Genomic DNA, 19,525 nt, shown 5'->3' with positions numbered 1-19,525 from the left:
TGAAAAACCTTAGGACCCGCCCCGATATGAACATAAAAGTGGGATGATAATCCCACGATATGTGAAGATTGGGTAGGATTGTGGGAGTGCGTAGCACGGAGCAATCCGTAGGCATCAAAGTCGGGGGCTTTTGACCCCGACATCATTCTATTGTATAAGCAGGCATTATGTGAGTCGATCCTGTCGCTCATCCATGAACCACTCTGAAAGGAGCAGATTTATTTGCAGATCAATAATTATCAGAATTATCACGAAACCAAGCAGCACACAACTGCAGAATTTCCATACAATACTTATCCTTGTTCCATTCCACTGGATTTTACCCGCGTCCCGCTTCACTGGCACGACGAACTGGAACTGATTGTTATAAAAAAAGGGCATGGTCTGATCTCAGTCGATTTTCAGAAAAAGATCGTCAATGCAGGAGACATCATTTTTATCCGTCCGGGCTGTCTTCATTCCATCGAACAACATGAATCCGATTCCATGGAATACGAAAATATCCTTTTACTTCCCGAACTTCTCATCTCCGGGGACAATGATCTCTGTGCCACGCAGTTTCTCCGTCCTCTTATGTCAGGTTCTGTTCCTGTAGAGATTTTTTTTACTCCTGCCGTCCCCTGCCATGGACAGCTTACTGAGTGTATTTGTCAGATTGACCTGTTATGCGAAACCCGTCCTGACGGATGGCAACTTGCATTAAAAGGTTATCTTTTTCAGTTCTTTTACATTCTGATCTCAAATCAGAAAAAAAAGGAACACGCCTCTTCTCCCCGGTTAAAATCTCTCGAAAAAATGAAGCTTGTCCTCAGATATGTAGAAGAACATTATACTGAACCAGTCTCCATTGAAGATATGGCCGCTCTCACTTATTACAGTAAATCACATTTTATGAAATTTTTTAAACTTCATATGGGAACCGGTTTTATCGAATATCTGAATGACTACCGACTTACGATTGCCGGACAGAAACTGAAAAATTCTTCCGACTCCGTTCTTACGATTGCTGAAGAATGTGGCTTTGAACACCTTTCTTACTTCAACCGGCTTTTTAAAAGAAAATATGGAACTACTCCCGGAAAATACAGAAGCGGCTTACACTGAAGCCGCTTCTGTATTTCCAGTTTTTCTGACTCTTTTATTCCTTTCCATGCGGAACGTATTACGGATGATAATATAATTCGATCGGGTCGATCGGATCAAATGGATGCTCCTCTTCCATTTTTTTATTTCTGCCATGACGCTTTAACAATTCACCACTTTTATTATAGACCCAGAATGAGTATACCAGGAATTTGTTGATCTTTCCGATCTTCTCTTTCGTCGTCTTGTTGTAAAGTACTCCACCTGTTTTTAGCGGAGTCTTTTTATGGATCAGGGAGATCAGCTCCGTCTCACAACTGACCGGTTCAGGCAGGATCGTATACCCCCGACCTACACATTCACTTTTATGGGAGTCACTTCCTCCGGTTGTCAGCTTTCCATATTTCTTTGCAAGCTTCATCGCTCCGGCATTGGACTCCGTTGTCTCACAACTGTTAAATCCCTCTACAAAATCAAAACGCTTGATAATCTCCGGTGACTGGTAGAATTTTCTTGCATGCGTAAAACTCATATACTTTTCACCGCATGGATGTGCAGGTCCAAGAACTCCGCCATTACGATGAACCAGATCGATCAACAACGCCAGCGGCATTCCCCGCATTTCCAGCAGACGGATCTTAACTCCTTCCGGCATGATCACCAGGATATGACCCGCATCACGCGTATCATATTCAATCCCTTTCAGTACAACAAAATCTGTATGCTTCTTTCCTTTGATATTCTCTTTCCAGTAACGGTATCCGTTATACGTATCATGATCCGTGATTACCATTCCCTGGAATCCCTTTTTCTTCAGAATTTCAATATACTCTTCAATCCCGACTCTGCTGTCTATTGAGCCTTCTTTTACATGACAATGCATATCAATCTTCATACGCACAGCCTCCTTTTCTGAAAGAATCCACTTCCATACCTGTTATTCTTCCCCTGATTCATCCTCGTCATAATAGTCCTCATCCTCTATTTCAGGATCTTCGTCATCCAAATAGTAATCTTCCTCTATTTCAGAATCTTCGTCATCCAAATAGTAATCTTCGTCTATTTCAGAGTCTTCCTCATCCAAATACTCGTCTTCCTCTGTCTCAGGGTCTTCCTCATCCAAATCCCCTTCTTCCTCTGTCTCAGGGGCTTCCTCATCCAAATAATAATCTTCTTCTATCGTGGAATCTTCTTCATCAAAATAATACTCCTCTTCCTCCACTTCAGATGCGTCTTCCTTTTCCATCTGGTCCTCTTCCACCATCTGGTCATCCTCTTCTACTTCATCGATCCAGTTTCTTGCTCGTTCCACATCATTTTCTGTAGAATTATTTTCACGGATCTTTTCCGCTGTCTTCAGATTGCTCTTTTTCTGCTTACCCGATTCCATGAGCATCTGAATCCACACTCCGAGTACCGCTGCCACTATGCATAATACAATATGGATCCATCTCATATTTACAGGAATCAGATAATAAATACAGCTTCCTGTAACCATACCGCCAAAAATGGAAGTGACAAAAATCGTAACAATGCTTGAAAACCAAATAAAGACTACTGCTACAAGCAGACCGACACCGATACAGACTCCCCACAGAATCACACTGTCCGGTTTCAGAAGATGGACTCCCACCAGTGCTGTCATCAGCCAGCATAACCAAAAACCGCCCACTTTTTTCTTCCATATACTTAATGCGGTCAGAATTACTCCCACTACCAGTCCCGGAATCCATATGTAATCCACAGCAAGTCCCGCGAAATATGCTGCTGCCGCTCCACCGACAGTTCCAGATACAAAGCCGAATATAACTGCCCACACTCTGACAAATTTCCACCCGGTCAGGCAGATTCCAATTCCTAACACGCCTAATACGATCAGTGAGATCAATTCTACCTGAGTCAGCACATGAGAGCTGTCATTAAACCCTGCCAGCAGTACATTAAAATCAAAATTTCCGATCGAATCCACAATCATTTTCATATTCATATACTCCACCTTCGTTCTTCTGCGATTCTTTTCCCCTTTGTTACCTCTTCTGATCTGAAGACATTCCCTGTTATATATTTTAGCAATTTTCACATTATAATACAAGATAATTGACTTATAATATCTCTCCCTTTAAAATAAAGAGGAATGCTGTTGACAATCGCAGACATTGAATCATATAAAGGAGAAATCATATGGAACAGTTAAAAATTCCTGAAGGCTATACCTCTCCGCTCACGATCCGTGAAACGGAAGTTGCCATCAAGGAAGTAAAAGATCATTTTGAACGTGCACTTGCAAAGAATCTGCATCTGACCCGCGTTTCCGCTCCTCTTTTCGTCCGTCCTGAATCCGGGCTGAACGATAACTTAAATGGAGTAGAACGTCCGGTTTCTTTTGGAATTAAAGAACAGAATGATGCTGCAGCAGAGATCGTCCATTCTCTTGCGAAATGGAAAAGATATGCACTGAAGCATTATGGATTCCACTCAGGGGAAGGACTCTATACTGATATGAGTGCCATCCGCAGAGACGAGGATACCGACAACATCCACTCTCTCTATGTAGACCAGTGGGACTGGGAGAAAGTTATCTCCAAGGAAGAACGCAACATGGAAACCCTGGAGTATACCGTCCGCAAGGTTTATGTGGCACTGAAGGATACAGAAGATTACATATCCAGAAGATACAATTACATCGAACCTCTTCTTCCGGATGATATTTTCTTCATCACCTCTCAGGAATTAGAAGATCTTTATCCTGATCTTTCCACAAAAGAACGTGAGACAAAGATTGCCAAAGAAAAGGGAGCGGTATTTATTTCCAAGATTGGCGGACTTCTTGCATCCGGTGAGAAGCACGACGGACGTGCACCGGACTATGATGACTGGGAGTTAAATGGAGATATCATCGTTTACTATCCGGTTCTCGACATGGGACTGGAACTTTCCTCTATGGGAATCCGTGTAGATGAAGTTTCCCTTAAAAACCAGTTAAAAGAAGCCAGATGTGAAGAACGTGCTGAACTGCCATTCCAGAAGGCTCTGTTGAACGGTGAACTGCCTTATACTGTAGGTGGTGGAATCGGTCAGTCACGTATCTGTATGTATTATCTGAGAAAAGCTCATATCGGAGAAGTCCAGTCTTCTCTTTGGCCGGATGACGTAGCAGAAAAAGCTGCTGCCGGCGGAATCCAGCTTTTATAAAGCAGGTGTAACTTTTGCCGATTAAAAACGGCAGTATATCTTTTTGTCGTATACCTGGCAAAAAAGCCGGGAACAGATCTACACTCTGTACTTCAGAGTGTCTCTGTTCCCGGCTTTCTCTTTTCGCAGTCATTTTCCAGGATCTTCACAACTGCAACTGCCTGCATGTGCTGTGCCTGATGCCGATCCTCCACAAGAGCCTTTGGATAACCGATCACACCATGACCATCATATGGATCATTAAAGTAATAATTTTCCTCATCCGCTCCGACCAACAGCATACAATGCTCATTGGAAATCCACGTAAAGGTCTCCCCCGTCTCTTTCAGCTTCCAGACTGGTCCGGTCTTCGGTTCACGCATATTGATACATGCCCAGAAAATGACCGGCATTCCTTTGCTGACATATCGCTCTACAAGCTGCTCTGCCGTCTTTCCCGATTCATCAACTGCACGATAATGAATATTTTTCTCCGTTTCTGTCTGCTGCTGCAACTTTTCAGCCACTGCTTTTTCTTCAAAAATCCGATTTAAAGACTCCACGATGACCGGAGCATAGCATCCATAGGATTCCGCATCATAGGGACTTCCACAAAAACAATGTCGCGGATCCGGTCCATATAGATCACCCCTGCGTTCTTCAAATGAATCCTGCTTCAGATAATCCCGGATAAACTCATCCACACTCACCCTGTAGCCAAGATACTGCAAAAGCATCACGGTCGATACGCTTTCACATCCTGTGGGATAATAATGACTCTGATCAAGGTATGGTACTTCAATTTTTATCATCTTATGCTGCCTGCCTTTTAGAAAGAACGATCTTCATTCCCATCAGGATTGCCAAAAGGATCAGTAGACTGATTCCCAGTGTCAGCCACCATATTTTCGTAAGTGCCGCAATAATATATCCAACCATACATACACCTGCCACAATCGCCGCATACTGCATCTGCGTGGATACATGATTCAGATGATTACTCTGAGCCCCTGCGGAAGACATAACCGTTGTATCTGAGATCGGTGAAACATGATCCCCGCACACTGCACCCGCAAGAACTGCTGATACAGAAATGATCATCATCTCCAGACTGGTATTTCCTGCAAACATTCCTGTTGCGATCGGAACAAGGATCGCAAATGTCCCCCAGGAGGTACCTGTTGAAAAAGACAGGAAAATCGCAACTGCAAATAATACTACCGGGATGAAAATACTTGCTGAAGCATTCTCTCCCACGATACCGCCTACAAATTCAGCCAGTCCCATTGCATCTCCGATTCCTTTCAGTGACCACGCAAAGATCAGGATCGTAATCGCCGGGATCATCAGCTTAAAGCCTTCTACCAGACTTTCCATAAACCCTTTAAAATCTACAACCTTTCTCGGAAGATACAGAAGCATCATAAAGAAGATCGTCACCATCGTTGCGAAAATCAGACTGGTTTCTGCATCACAGCCGGAAAATGCAGTGATAATGTCTTTCGCTCCGCCAAGATAACCGGTATAGATCATTGCTCCGATCGCAGAAACAATTAGCACCGCAACCGGAAGTACTAAATCCATCACTTTACCGCCCGGGTTCACTTCATCCTCAGACACCTGCTCAAATTCATCACCACCGCTGGTAAATAAGTCACCCTTCGCCGCATTTTCTTCATGCTTTTTCATCAGTCCGAAATCAAAGCCCGTAAAACAGATAAAAAATACCATCACCAGTGTAAGGATCGCATACAGGTTATACGGGATAGTACGCAAAAACAACTGAAAACCGCTGATCCCTGCATCTGCAGGCACATACGAGTTCACTGCAGCAGCCCAGCTTGAGATCGGTGCAATAATGCACACCGGAGCTGCCGTTGCATCAATGATATAGGCAAGTTTTGCTCTCGAAACTTTCTGCTGATCTGTGACCGGACGCATTACCGATCCGACTGTCAGGCAGTTAAAATAGTCATCTACAAAAATCAGGACACCCAGTCCCATCGTCGCAAGTAAGGCACTCCGCTTGGTTCTGATCTTTGTTCCCGCCCATTTTCCATAAGCAGCAGAACCTCCCGATTTTGCCATCAGTACAATGATCATTCCCAACAGTACATCAAAAATAAGAATATTCAGATTCATACTGTTCTTCATGATCTCAAAAAAATTAACAAATGAATCCCACGGGTGGAATCCACTGTAAAGGAGTGCTCCTACGGCTACTCCGATAAATAAGGAGCTGTATACCTCCTTTGTGATAAACGCAAGTATAATTGCGAGAAGCGGTGGAATCAAAGCCCACCATGTTCCAATAAACATAGACCCGTCCATTTATTTTACTCCATTCCTTTCATTTGCATCTCTTTCATTCTATAGGAAGCTTTACAGAATGACAAGCCTTTTCTATAACAAGCCTTGCAGAAGCACAACGATTTTCTCTTTTTCACATTTCAGATGCCCTGCTCCAGAACTCATTGAAATTCAACAGATCCGGCAGATAAATATCCGCATGATTCCAGATTTGTCCCAGATTTTTATCGTTCGCCTTATCATAGACTGCGACCGTCTTAAATCCCGCACTCTTTGCCGTTCTGATTGCATGCCATGCATCCTCAAAGACCCAGGTCTGCCCCGGATCTGTATCCAGTTGAAGTGCCGCTGCGAAATACAGATCCGGCTGATTCTTTCCACTTCCGATCTCTGAAGCCGTAAAAATTCCTTCAAAATAAGAAAAAACTTTCAGTCTTTTCAATGCTGCCTCTGCATTCTTCCGGTCACCGGAAGTGGCGATCACCATCGGGATCTTCCGTTCTTTCAATTCTTTCAGATATTCACGTACTCCCTCTTTCAGAGGCACTTTTTCCACATAAAACTGCTCTACTTCCTTTACAATCCCCTTTGTAACCTCTTCCACGGTCTGCTTCAGTCCGTAATGAGAAATCAGATACTCCGCTGCTTCTTTCAGACTCATTTCATATAGAATCTCACTTAAATCTTTTTCTGCCTGGATCCCGAATTTCTGTAAATAGAGTTCACCGAGATTCTCCCATACAGGCATGGAGTTCAGAAGAACTCCATCTACATCAAATATAACACCTTTTACCATAACTCTTTCTGCCCCTTTATATCATATACATCATCGCGGAAATAATTTTTGATATCTTCCGGCATAAATACTTTCCGTTCAGAATCATACCATAATTTTGTTTTTTTATAAAGAGATATCATTTCCAATTCTCATCCGGATGTGCTATAGTAATTGCTGGCTACAGTATCTGTAGACAGGAATCTATCGTTATCGCTGACTGAAGATTTTTATTACATAAAACACAGGAGGAATATTTTATGAACTTTTTTAAGAAAAATGGTGCAGGCCTGCTCTTATGCCTGCTGATTGCCATTCCATCATGGCTGCTCGGAAAGGCTGTCCCCGTTGTCGGCGGTCCGGTCTTTTCTATTCTGATCGGTATGATCGTTACCCTGATCCTGACCGATAAAACCGTCTTTTCACCGGGAATTAATTTTACATCCAAAAAGATCCTGCAGACAGCCGTTGTATTCCTTGGATTCGGAATGAATCTCACAGAAATTCTGGCAAAAGGGAAGCAGTCTCTCCCGATCATTCTTTCCACCATCACTACATCACTGGTAATTGCTTTTATTATGTATAAAATATTGCATATCAATTCCAACAGTGCAGTTCTGGTCGGTGTCGGTTCATCTATCTGCGGAGGAAGTGCCATTGCAGCTACTGCACCGGTCATCAGAGCTGATGATGAAGAGATTGCCCAGTCTATCTCCGTTATTTTCCTGTTCAACGTCATTGCCGCCCTCGTCTTTCCTTCACTCGGAGCTGCCCTTGGTCTGACAAATGAAGGATTCGGATTGTTTGCAGGAACCGCCATCAATGATACCTCTTCTGTCACTGCCGCTGCTACCGCCTGGGACGGAATCCATGCAAGCAATACACTGGAAGCTGCTGCAATCGTAAAAATGACAAGAACACTTGCGATCATCCCGATCACATTAGTCCTCGCCATTTACAAAAGCCGGAAATCCAAAAATACCGAAGGATCTTCTTTCAGTCTGAAACGTGCCTTTCCGATGTTCGTACTGTTTTTCGTTCTTGCATCGGTTGTCACAACCATCTTTCATCTTCCTGCCGGTGTAACCGCCCCGTTGAAAGAACTGAGCAAATTTCTAATCATCATGGCAATGTCCGCAATCGGTCTGAATACGAATATTGTCAAGCTCGTCAGGACCGGAATGAAACCTATTCTCACCGGATTCTGCTGCTGGATCGGCATTGCTTTTGTCAGTCTTATGATGCAGCACATTCTCGGTATCTGGTAGAATTTCACTGTCAGACAGGATTTAAAAAGTGCCACTTTCTTTTCTGGAGGATCATCCTCTGCGGATCGGAAAGCGACACTTTTCTTTTTCTTATCTGTTCTGCTTCAATTATTTTTCTTCCAGGATCTTATCAATACTTACCAGCTTCACACTCAGTACAAAAATATCTGCTGCCATCTCAAGTTCCTCCGGAGTCGGATAAGACGGAGCGATACGGATATTGCTGTCATGAGGATCTTTTCCGTAAGGGAACGTAGCTCCTGCACCGGTCAGCACTACACCCGCTTCTTTTGCCTTTGCCACGATCGCCTTTGCACATCCATCCAGTGCGTCAAAGGAGATAAAATAACCTCCCCTTGGTGCGATCCATGAACCGATCTCCAGTCCGCCAAGTTCTTTGTCCAGTACTTCCAGTACCGTTTCAAACTTCGGTCTTAAAATATCAGCATGCTTCTTCATATGCTCTACGATTCCGTGGATATCTTTAAAGAATCTTACATGACGAAGCTGGTTTACCTTGTCATGTCCGATCGTCTGTACCTTCATCATATTACGGATATCTTTCAGGTTCGCATCTGATGCAGCCATTGCTGCAATTCCTGATCCAGGAAAACTGATCTTGGATGTAGATGAGAACTTATAGACCATATCCGGATTTCCTGCTTTTTTACACTCCATCAAAATCTCCAGCAGATAATCCTGCTTGTCCTCGTACAGATGGTGAACACAGTAGGCATTGTCCCAGAAAATACGGAAATCTTCTGCTGCCGGTTTCAGATTTGCAAAACGGAAGACTGTCTCATCTGAGTACGTAATTCCCTGTGGATTAGAATATTTCGGAACACACCAGATTCCTTTTACTGCAGGATCATTATTTACCAGTTCTTCTACTAGATCCATATCTGGTCCTTCCGATGTCATCGGAATATTGATCATCTCAATTCCGAAATGCTCTGTAATTGCGAAGTGTCTGTCATATCCCGGAACAGGACAGAGGAATTTTACCTTATCAAGCTTACACCATGGTGTACTTCCCATAACTCCATGAGTCATTGCTCTTGCAACTGTATCATACATAACATTCAGACTTGAATTACCAAAAATGATCACATTATCCTTTGGTACTTCCATCATATCTGCAAGAAGCTGCTTTGCTTCATCAATTCCGTCAAGACCACCATAATTCCGACAGTCAACGCCATTGGCACAGGTCAGCTCTTCACTGCTGTTCAGTACATCCATCATCCCCATTGACAGATTCAGTTGGTCTGCAGCCGGCTTACCTCTGGACATATCCAATGAAAGACCCTTCGCCTTAATCTCTTCAAAGCGGGCTTCCAGTCCCTTCTTTAACTCTAATAACTCTTCTTTGCTCAAATCTTTGTATGCAGTCATTGCAGGATTCCTCCATTCTTTCTTGAATACTCTTGTGACATCGCCACACTAATTGCTATTGTATACAACTTTTGACATTTCGTCAATGGTTTCTTGCATTTTTGTCAGTTTAAATCGAATTTTTACGGTTCTATTTTTATCTTTTTGCATTTTCTCACCTTTTTTCATGCATTTTCTTCTTTTTATTTTTTCACTTTTCTTTTCCGTACCCAGTCCTGGTTTTTTCCCTGATTTTTTATTGAGATTCTTTTCCTTTTTCTGCTTTATGATATGATGTTGAAGACAACAGAGGAATTTATTTTATTTCTGACCCGGACGGATACTGGCTGGAAATTGTGCCTGCATAGAAAATAATCAAAAAAAGCCATCGCTTACTGCGATGACTTTTTTCTTTCCTGCTAATATCTCACATAATATACCACACGGACTTTACTGACCTTCACCGGCACACCCGTCTGCTGTGCCTCGATCATCTGACCATTTCCTATGTAGATTGCCACATGACCCGGTGTCCAGCAGATATCTCCCGGCTGCGGATCACTGACGATTGTTCCGCCTGCAAGAATCGAACCACTTGTTCTCGGGATCGACTTTCCTGCCTGTCTGTAACAATACTGAACCAGTCCTGAACAATCCAGTCCGACATATGGAGTTGTTCCACCCCATACATACGGAACACCAATCTGTGAATACGCTGCATCTACAATCGCATTTCCGGTACTTGGATTGTATGTAGCACCACTGTTGGTTGTCCCTCCGGTATTGGTCGTACCACCATTATTTGTAGTACCACCGTTGTTCGTTGTCCCTCCGGTATTCCGGTTATTATTATTCTTCTTAGCCGCCTCGGCTGCCGCAGCAGCTTCTGCCGCTTTTCTTGCTTCTTCCTGACGCTTTGCCTCTTCCTCGGCTGCTTTCTTCACAGCCTCGTCAATCTGCACATCAAGATCCTTGATCTCAGAACTCTTCTCGGTGATCGTCGTATTCAGTTCCGTCTTCTGCTCTTCATACTCCGTCTGCGTCTTCTCAAGATCATCCATCTTCGTCTCAAGCGTATCCTTCAGCTCTGCAACTTTCTCTACTGTTGCTACATACTCATTCAATTTCTTTCTGTCATAACTATGTAAATCCTGAGAATACTCTGCCTGCTTCAATGCACTTGTCGTATTACCGGAAGAAAGTACCTTTTCCACCGTTGCACTTCCGGTTCCCGCCTCGTACATATACTTGATACGACGCTTCATCGCCTGATACTGCTGCTCCTGCTCTTCCTGGGCAGCCTTCAGATCTTCCTCTGTCTGCGAAATCTCTTCACCAGTCGTGATCAGATCATTCTCCAGCTCTGAAATCTTTGTCATCAGAGAATTAAGCTGCGTCTGCAGGCTGTTCACCTGCTCCTCAGTATCCTTTTTCTGCTTCTTCAGATCACTTACCTCATCTGCAAGAATCGGAGTGACTGAAAGTGAAAAGGTCAACGCTGCTGCAACAACTACACTGCAAATCTTCTTTAATTTCATCTTTTCACCAATCCTTATTATATTATCTATGTCCCCACATATATCGTTCATGATACAACATCAGACAGCTTTTTTCAACAGATTTATACGAATCATCCTTAAAAACTATAAAAACTGCCTGAAAAAAGCGGTTGCATCTTCTGCTCTATCTTCTTTTAAAAACTTTTCTGTCAAAGACATATCCGGTCATTTTGTTCCATTCATATCAATCATTATAAGATGTCAGGGTCAAAAGTCCCCGACTTTGATGCCTACGGATTGCTCCGTGCTACGCACTCCCACAATCCTACCCAATATTCGCATATCGTGGGATTATCATCCCACTTTTATGCTCATATCGGGGCGGGTCAAAAGGTCTTTCACCCACCTATGAGCAAGCTCATGTGGGCTTAGACCTTTTGACCCTAGCATCATTATAATAAATAATCGATGAAAATTCAATCTATTTTTAACATTTCTGTAACATTTAACATTTTTTTCATAATCTTTTTTGCAGATTCCGTCACAGCAAGTCCACCCATACCGGTTTCCTTCAGACAAACAGGAAGTTCATTCCCGATTCGTCTCATACTGTCGATCGTATCATCCGGTGATATCGCACTGACTATTCCTGCCATGGCGAGCTGTGCGGCAGATATTGCATTGACTACTCCCGCAACATTCCGCTTGATACAGGGGACTTCCACCAGTCCTCCCACCGGATCACACGTCAGCCCCAACATATTTTTCAGGGCAAAGGCTGCTGCCTGCATAATCTGCCGGGTCGTACCCCCCTGTAAGAAAGTCAACGCCCCGGCTGCCATGGCCGCTGCCGTTCCGATCTCTGCCTGACATCCGCCGGATGCTCCTGCGATGGACGCATTTTCTGCAATCACTTTACCAATTCCCGCTGCAGTAAAAAGTGCCTGTACCATCCGGTCTTCTGCCGGATCATCTCCTGATTCCTCTGATTCTGCCACAACTTCCTCATAACTTATAAGTACTGCAGGGATCACTCCGCATGAACCTGCAGTCGGAGCGGCAACGATCCGCTTCATACAGGCATTGGATTCTCCCATTTTCAATGCTTTTTCCATTGCCAGAGCCATGTATCCACTGCACAGATTTTTGCCGGTCACATTAAACCGGTGCATTTTTTCTCCATCCCCGCCAGCCATACCGCTTGCCGAACGAAGCTCTGCAGCATATCCCTCATCTGCCGCTTTCATTTCATGATACATCTGACGCATTCTTTCAAAAATCTGTTTTTCTGTCTCATCTGTCTCTGTCTGCTCTGCCTTCAGTACGATCTTCCATACCGGCTTCTGTTCTGTCTTGCAAAGTTCTTCCAACTGTCTGATACTATGATATTCCATGCTTATCTTCCTCCGGCTTTCTTCAGATAGGTCACTTTGATGATTCCTTCCACTTTTTCCAGCCACTCCAGTCCGTCTTCCGGCACATCCTGATCACATTCCACAACCATGACTGCACGACCGCCTTTACCGGAGCGATATAACTGAAGCGTTGCAATATTGATCTTTTTCTGTGCAAGCATGGAAGTCACCTCTGCCACATGCCCCGGCTGATCCTGATTATGGACGATCAAGGTCGGATTTTCACCTGAAAAATTCGTTTCAATCCCATCAATCTGTGCGATATTGATCCTCCCTCCACCGATGGATTCTCCAATAATATCCAGTTTTTTCCCTGAAACTCCTTTTAATTTCAGTTCCACTGTATTGGGATGTCCTTCCTTTAATCTTGCTTCTCCGAACTCAATTCCGACTTTCTTTTCTTCTGCAATCCTCAGACTGTCAGCAATTCTTCCATCGTCAGGACTCATTCCCAGGAGTCCTGCCACAAGTGCCTTATCCGTTCCATGCCCTTTCCCGGTTGCAAGAAAGGATCCATAAAGGAGGATCCTTGCCTCTTTCACATCTTCTCCCAGCAGATTTCTTGCCACAAAACCAATTCTCGCCGCCCCTGCGGTATGAGAGCTGGACGGTCCGACCATAACCGGTCCGATAATGTCAAAAATTCCCATCTTTTCTCTCCATTTCTTTCTGTCGATACCAGACTTCTCTGACCATATTATTTCTCAAAGGGCAAAAAATTTCAACCCTTCCAATAGAAAGGGTTGAAATTAGTCTGTCTTATTTTTCAGATTTTATAATCGCTCTGATCCATTATAAATCCTGATTTTTATTTCTTTCTTTTTTCCCCAAGCAGTGTTCCGGCTGCAGCACCACCTGCAAGAAGCATGGTCATTCCCGGAAGGAGTACATTGGAAACATCTCCGGTCTTAGCTGCCTTGCTGCCTGTGACTGTTGTTCCGGCAGTTTTGTTGTCAGATGGTTTCTGATTATCGGACGGTTTCTGCGTATCAGACGGCTGATCCGGTTTTTCCAGCTTCGGAATACTTCTTGTCTGCTCTGCATCACACTTCTCGCAAACTCTCTTTTCAAGCCCCTCTTCCTCTGTTGTGGCCTCTTTTACAACAGTCCATTCTCCATAGCTGTGACCTGTTGCTGCGATCTCTGTTGCTTCTTCCAGTGTCTCATTGCAGTCTTTACAAACAAGCTTTCCTGTAGATCCCGGTTCCGTACAGGTAGGATCCTTTACTCCGACTCTTTCTGTATTTTCATGCTTACACTCTGTCACTGTCTCTGTTACAACGATCTCGTATGTCACTCCACCGATCACAACGGTTGTTGTTCCTGCTTTTTCTGCGGTAACGAAATAGCCTGTTTCCGGTGCAAATAAATACCAGTCATTGTCATTTGCAGAATAGCCGGCAACCTTTGTATTGCTGCGGCCGTAGTTGTTCAGATACTGTCCGCCATAGGAAATACCAAATCCATCAGATGCTCCATTTCCTACTGTCAGTGTCTGAGCTGTATCGCTCAGTCCTACATTACTTCCGTTAAAACTTAAATATTTTCCGTTGACATCCTGGATTGTATATCCTCCGTCAACCGCTTTCACAGTCCACATATAAGCAGACTGGTCATCCGACTCAAGGTCTGCTGCCTTCATTGCAAGTCCTGTCGGTGTTCCTGATGCAGTACTCTGGCTGTTTACCAGTACATAAGAGCTCTGACCGATCAGATATTCTTTTCCTGATACGATCTCTGTATTTTTCACATATGGAGGCTGATCGCCATTTGCTGTAAGAGAAACAATCTCCTGACCGCTTTCCTGCTGCATCAGCTTTCCAGGTGCAAGGAATTTCTCTCCGACTTTCAGTTCCACTTTCTGTACTTCATTTTTTACTACAACATAATAGGTAACTGCACCGATGGTAACAGAAGTTGTTCCTTCGCCTGTTCCCTCGAAAGTAATCTGTGTACTTCCCGGTGTTCCCTCTGTATTGGTCTTCAGCTTTCCTACATGCTCATAACGATTTGCCATAACTGCTGCAGATGGTACAACTACATATTTATTACCATTTGCATCTGCCTTTGTCACGATCAGATATTTTTCGCCACCCTGGATCTCATCAAGTGCTGTCACTTTCTGATATCCGTGTACTGCAGAATCTTCCGGTGCAGAAGCTGACTTCTTATATAATTCAAAATAGCAGTTGTCAGCAACTCTGCTGTTCCTGTCGAAATACAGCTTGGATGTATCAGTACTCCAGAACCATAAAATATTTCCTACACTTCCTGTTGCATTATCTGTCAGTGTAAACAAGCTGTCTGTATCATGCTTTGCAACTGTGATCGAAGTTTCTGTCGTACTACTTGGAACATTATTAGAACCGGCTGCTCTTGTTCCAAGGTAGACAGTCTGTCCGTCTGCTGTTGTCGCTTTCACTTTGTACCGGTTGTCTGTTCCTGTAGCTTCAAAAGTATATTCGCAGTCATCCAGATCCAGCTCTGCACCGTTAAATGTTGCGGTTGCGGTTGCTTTTACTGCGACTGTCTTTACTTCCGGTGCCTGTGGATCTTCTCCTATCATCGTCACCTTTGCCACATTTTTATCAAGTGCTGAAGTATCTGTGCTGCTGTAATTTCCGGTTGTATCTGTATAGGATTTTGTTCCTCCCATATTCAGTTCTACAACTTTGTAGTTCTCTGTATCACTGATATTCAGTTTCAGGATTCTGACATAAGAACCTGCATGAACCGTTACAGTTGCCTGCTTCAGTCCTTCTACCTGCCCTGAAGTAACTTTTAATTTTCCATTCTCATATACGGCTGTTACGGCACTCTCATCGGATGATGTAACTTCAACCGATGTCCCCTCTGCAACTCCATTGACCGCATAAGTCTTTGTCTGCGAAGATTTCATGCTGTCTGAACTGATCACATTTCCATCCTTGTCTGTCAGCCAGACACTTCCTACTGAAGCTGATCCGACAATATCTTTCAGAGCGATCTCTTTGAAAGTGATCGCAGTTCCGTTGCTTTCATACAGAAGACCGATATTTCCGTTAGCCATCTCCGAAATACAGGAATATGCATAGTATGCACTTCCATTAATACTGTAGTCATATGCCCAGTCAATACTTCCGTCATCCTGAACCAGTCCTACGTAGATCTTTCCTGCCGCACGGCTGAATGTATTGGACGGGCACGCAAAAAAGATGGCCGTCTTTCCATTGATTTTCTCAGAATATGTGGTAGCTGTAAGCTGACAGGTCGCATTATAGGAAATTCCCATTGCCTGTGGATCTGACCAGGTCTCTCCGCCATCATTAGATACATAGTAGACATTTTCACGACGTACAAACATATACAGCTTTCCGTCTGCCTCTGTGACAACTGCCTCAGAACTAAAATTCTTTGCAGATGCTCCTCTGTGCCACGTTACCCCATTATCATCAGAATAGATTGCCGCACTGTTCTTGTCACCATTTGTAAATTCATAACATGTAAATACGATTCTTCCTTTATGTTCTCCCGTAGAGATCACAATTCCGCGTCCCGGTCCTACCAGCAGACTCTGCTCGGATGCTTTCTTTACATCCAGAAGTGTCGGCTCTGACCAGGTCTCTCCGCCGTCTGTAGATTTTGTCACATAAATAAAATCTGTCGGATACGGGAAGTACGGAGAATCTCCACAGAACAGATTCGTATTGACTCCGTTTCCTGTGATATTGAAATACGCATCCACCGTATAACCGCTGACTGTATTTCCCGAAGCATCCTTCAGCAGATAATAAGAAGTGGCATTCTCATCCGGATTCTTTTCCAGATAATAAGTAAATGCTGCATTCATACGCTGTGCTGTATCAGAAGCGGCCGTCACACTGTCTGTTGCTTTTGCAAGCACAAGACGATGCTGGGAATCATATCCCGTGTGTCCTGTCTTTGGTGCATAACTTGCACTGTTCAGTGCTGTTCCGGCCGGATACAGATCCGCTGCCATATAAACAGTCCCACCATCGGTCGTCAGTGCCGGGTCAATAAATGCCGTAGAACCGTTATTATGTACATTTCCATTATCTCCTAAATAATTGGCAAAGGTATAGCTCCAGGTCTTACCATTATCCGTAGAACGGGAAACGATCGTATCCAGTCCGCCGCCGTCACCTCCGCCATTCCAGCGTGCATCACTGGATGCGACAAGAGTTCCGTCATTCAACGTAACAAGTCCCGGGATTCTGAAATTCGTACTTCCACCCGTACCTGCCAGAAATGGCTGCTTTTTTGTTGTTCCGTCTGCCGGCTTTGTTCCGTCATACGCATTATTCACAGCTCCGACCGTAGTTGGGAAACATCCAAGCGTCAGAACTCCTGCCAGCATCAGAGCAAGCACTCTTTTTTTGTTTTTCATCTTTTTCCTCCTCTTTTTCATAATACCTGCATAACTTTTCCATTTATACATAGTCCATTATATTATAATCTTTCTGTCATTTTTTCACTTGTATGATTCTACTTTTCCGCAATCTGATTTTATCTGATTCGGAACTGCCGAAACCTATTCTTTAAAGCATTGAAACCTGTTCCTTTTTTCTGTAAAATGAAACCATCCCGGTTCCGGAACGCAGAACTTTGATTCCGGCAGATTTTCTGATGCACGAAAATGATAATCCGGATTTTTATAACAGACAGTGGAGGTACTATTATGACAGAATCAGAGATCAGAAAGCTGCTTGAAAGACAGCGTACTTTTTTTTCAACAGGGAAAACTCTTCCCGTTTCCTTTCGTCTCAGACAGCTTGAAAAGCTGAAAAGATCCATCCAAAAAAATGAACCCCTTCTCCGGCATGCACTGAAAAAGGATCTTGGAAAAAGTAATATGGAAAGTTATATGTGTGAGATCGGGCTGACGCTCTCCGAGCTTTCATGGATGCAGCGTCATGTCAGATCCCTGGCAAAAAACCGGACTGTACCAACGCCTCTCTCCCAGTTTGCCGCCCACAGCTACCGTTCTCCTATCCCATATGGGACGGTTCTGATCATGAGTCCGTGGAATTATCCGCTCCTGCTGACTTTGGAGCCGCTGATCGATGCCATTGCCGCAGGAAATACCGTCATCCTGAAGCCAAGTGCCTACGCTCCTGCCTCACTTGCCATGATCAAAGAAATCATCGAAACCACTTTCCCGGCAGATTATATTTCCGTCATTGAGGGAGGACGTACAGAAAATCAGGCATTGCTCCGCCAGAAGTTTGACAAGATCTTTTTTACCGGAAGCAAGGCTGTCGGAAAGGAAGTTCTGCGGCATGCCGCAGAGAATCTGACCCCTGTTACATTGGAACTGGGTGGAAAAAGTCCTTGTATCGTTGACTCCACCGCAAAAATCCCACTTGCTGCCAGACGTATTGTTTTTGGAAAATTTTTAAACTGCGGACAGACCTGCGTTGCACCCGATTATATCCTGTGCCATCATTCGGTCCGGCAAAAATTGGTTGCTGCGATCCGGCATGAGATCCAGATTCAGTTTGGAGAGAGTCCGTTACTGAACCCGGATTATGGCAAGATCATCAATGCAAAGCATTTTCAGCGACTTTCAGAACTCCTTGATCCTGAAAAGATCGTCTGTGGAGGGAACACCGATGCGGCAACTCTTCGTATTGAACCTACTGTTATGGCCGATGTTACCTGGGAAGATGCTGTTATGGAAGAAGAACTCTTCGGACCGCTCCTTCCGATTCTGACCTATGACACTTTGGAGGAAGTAATCCGTACTGTAGAATCACATCCACATCCGCTGGCTCTTTATTTTTTCAGTGAAGATAAAACCGCACAGAAAAAGCTTCTTCGCTCCTGCCGTTTCGGTGGCGGCTGCATCAACGATACCGTAATTCATCTGGCAACCAGTTCCATGCCATTTGGCGGCATAGGTGAGAGCGGAATGGGATCTTACCATGGAAAAACCGGTTTTGAATCTTTCAGTCATTTCCGGAGTATTGTGGACAAAAAGACTTGGATGGATCTTCCGATCCGATATCAGAAATATACGCAGAAAAAAGAAAAGCTACTGCGGTTATTCCTGCAATAGCTCTCTCCTTTTTCTATCTTTTCCATATAAATTTTCTGCCTGGTTCATATTCTTTCGACAGAAGATGGATCAAAAATTCTTCTGTCGAAGCCAGCCCTGCGATCACGCATGTAATTTCACAATACCTCAGTGCAAAATCCTGCACAAGCATATACGGCAGACAGAAGACACAAAAACCTGTCGCCTTGTTCAGAATCGTATGCAGTGACGCAAACCGGTGATACCGCACAGCGGCTGTAACATAGGAGCAGGCACGGATCACCAGTACCGCACCGATACAATACCACATCCACACCGGAAGCACTTCCAGCAGAATCGGGAAAAATTTTACAATCATCACCGCATAAAAAATCAGATCTGAAATACTGTCCAACCTTGCCCCAAACTCACTGGTACTGTTCGTCGCTCTTGCGATCGTTCCATCCAGCACATCCGTTATTCCGCAGAATGTATAAAGAAGATAAAAAGGCAGTGTCAGCGGCCGGATCAGTAAAAGTCCGACAGTTCCCACGATCCTTAACATTGTGCAGATGTTCGGTGGTGTCAGTAATTTTTCTTTCATAAACCTTCTC

16 protein-coding genes are annotated in these 19,525 nt (G+C 44.0%); 4 read left to right on the top strand and 12 right to left on the bottom strand.

The window, feature by feature from the left end:
• Positions 1–222: 222 nt before the first annotated feature.
• Positions 223–1,104, top strand: a complete 882-nt coding sequence (locus NQ541_RS03450; RefSeq protein WP_005610514.1) for a helix-turn-helix transcriptional regulator — start codon at positions 223–225, stop codon at positions 1,102–1,104.
• 58 nt (positions 1,105–1,162) lie between these two features.
• Here NQ541_RS03450 and NQ541_RS03445 read toward each other — a convergent pair whose 3' ends face one another.
• Positions 1,163–1,978 carry a PHP domain-containing protein gene (locus tag NQ541_RS03445; RefSeq protein WP_005610512.1) on the bottom strand — a complete coding sequence of 272 codons (816 nt, stop codon included), beginning with the start codon at positions 1,976–1,978 and terminating at the stop codon, positions 1,163–1,165.
• A 42-nt stretch (positions 1,979–2,020) separates the two neighbouring features.
• Entirely contained in the window at positions 2,021–3,070 is a 1,050-nt protein-coding gene (locus NQ541_RS03440; protein WP_147644467.1) for a TMEM198/TM7SF3 family protein, read from the bottom strand.
• A gap of 194 nt (positions 3,071–3,264) precedes the next feature.
• On the opposite strand from NQ541_RS03440, the gene asnA reads away from it, so the two are divergent.
• A complete protein-coding gene (gene asnA / locus NQ541_RS03435; protein ID WP_005610508.1) occupies positions 3,265–4,275 on the top strand; it encodes an aspartate--ammonia ligase in 1,011 nt (336 codons plus the stop codon).
• Between the two features lie 92 nt (positions 4,276–4,367).
• On the opposite strand, the gene NQ541_RS03430 is transcribed toward asnA, so the two are convergent.
• The 4 genes from NQ541_RS03430 to NQ541_RS03415 form a co-directional block, all read right to left on the bottom strand.
• Positions 4,368–5,066, bottom strand: coding sequence for a C39 family peptidase (locus NQ541_RS03430; RefSeq protein WP_005610505.1), 699 nt, complete (start codon positions 5,064–5,066; stop codon positions 4,368–4,370).
• A 1-nt stretch (position 5,067) separates the two neighbouring features.
• A complete protein-coding gene (locus NQ541_RS03425) occupies positions 5,068–6,585 on the bottom strand; it encodes a Na+/H+ antiporter NhaC family protein (RefSeq protein WP_005610503.1) in 1,518 nt (505 codons plus the stop codon).
• 112 nt (positions 6,586–6,697) lie between these two features.
• Complete coding sequence (locus NQ541_RS03420) at positions 6,698–7,360, bottom strand: HAD family hydrolase (protein ID WP_005610502.1); 663 nt, start codon at positions 7,358–7,360, stop codon at positions 6,698–6,700.
• Positions 7,354–7,482: a hypothetical protein gene (locus NQ541_RS03415; protein WP_005610500.1), complete on the bottom strand. Its 129-nt coding sequence runs from the start codon at positions 7,480–7,482 to the stop codon at positions 7,354–7,356. The genes NQ541_RS03420 and NQ541_RS03415 overlap by 7 nt, the downstream gene beginning before the upstream one ends.
• A 117-nt stretch (positions 7,483–7,599) precedes the next feature.
• On the opposite strand from NQ541_RS03415, the gene NQ541_RS03410 reads away from it, so the two are divergent.
• Complete coding sequence (locus tag NQ541_RS03410; RefSeq protein WP_005610498.1) at positions 7,600–8,607, top strand: YeiH family protein; 1,008 nt, start codon at positions 7,600–7,602, stop codon at positions 8,605–8,607.
• Between the two features lie 108 nt (positions 8,608–8,715).
• On the opposite strand, the gene NQ541_RS03405 is transcribed toward NQ541_RS03410, so the two are convergent.
• The 5 genes from NQ541_RS03405 to NQ541_RS03385 form a co-directional block, all read right to left on the bottom strand.
• The gene (locus NQ541_RS03405; protein WP_005610496.1) at positions 8,716–10,002 is read right to left on the bottom strand and encodes an aspartate aminotransferase type Ic; all 1,287 of its coding nucleotides are present in this window, start codon (positions 10,000–10,002) and stop codon (positions 8,716–8,718) included.
• Between the two features lie 398 nt (positions 10,003–10,400).
• A complete protein-coding gene (locus tag NQ541_RS03400) occupies positions 10,401–11,519 on the bottom strand; it encodes a C40 family peptidase (RefSeq protein ID WP_023923101.1) in 1,119 nt (372 codons plus the stop codon).
• A gap of 437 nt (positions 11,520–11,956) precedes the next feature.
• Positions 11,957–12,874: an L-serine ammonia-lyase, iron-sulfur-dependent, subunit alpha gene (sdaAA, locus tag NQ541_RS03395; RefSeq protein ID WP_005610491.1), complete on the bottom strand. Its 918-nt coding sequence runs from the start codon at positions 12,872–12,874 to the stop codon at positions 11,957–11,959.
• 2 nt (positions 12,875–12,876) lie between these two features.
• Entirely contained in the window at positions 12,877–13,545 is a 669-nt protein-coding gene (sdaAB, locus tag NQ541_RS03390; RefSeq protein ID WP_005610490.1) for an L-serine ammonia-lyase, iron-sulfur-dependent subunit beta, read from the bottom strand.
• Between the two features lie 158 nt (positions 13,546–13,703).
• Positions 13,704–17,282, bottom strand: coding sequence for a sialidase family protein (locus NQ541_RS03385; protein WP_044940510.1), 3,579 nt, complete (start codon positions 17,280–17,282; stop codon positions 13,704–13,706).
• 291 nt (positions 17,283–17,573) lie between these two features.
• On the opposite strand from NQ541_RS03385, the gene NQ541_RS03380 reads away from it, so the two are divergent.
• Positions 17,574–18,953 carry an aldehyde dehydrogenase gene (locus NQ541_RS03380; RefSeq protein WP_044940507.1) on the top strand — a complete coding sequence of 460 codons (1,380 nt, stop codon included), beginning with the start codon at positions 17,574–17,576 and terminating at the stop codon, positions 18,951–18,953.
• Between the two features lie 13 nt (positions 18,954–18,966).
• Here the strand turns inward: NQ541_RS03380 and NQ541_RS03375 are convergent, their stop codons facing one another.
• A complete protein-coding gene (locus NQ541_RS03375) occupies positions 18,967–19,515 on the bottom strand; it encodes a CDP-alcohol phosphatidyltransferase family protein (RefSeq protein ID WP_167528450.1) in 549 nt (182 codons plus the stop codon).
• Between the last annotated feature and the right edge of the window lie 10 nt (positions 19,516–19,525).

Origin of the sequence: [Ruminococcus] lactaris ATCC 29176 (genome assembly GCF_025152405.1) — a bacterium.
GTDB classification, from domain to species: domain Bacteria; phylum Bacillota; class Clostridia; order Lachnospirales; family Lachnospiraceae; genus Mediterraneibacter; species Mediterraneibacter lactaris.
The sequence above is the reverse complement of the archived record's forward strand: the minus strand, read 5'-3'. Positions and strand labels throughout refer to the sequence as shown.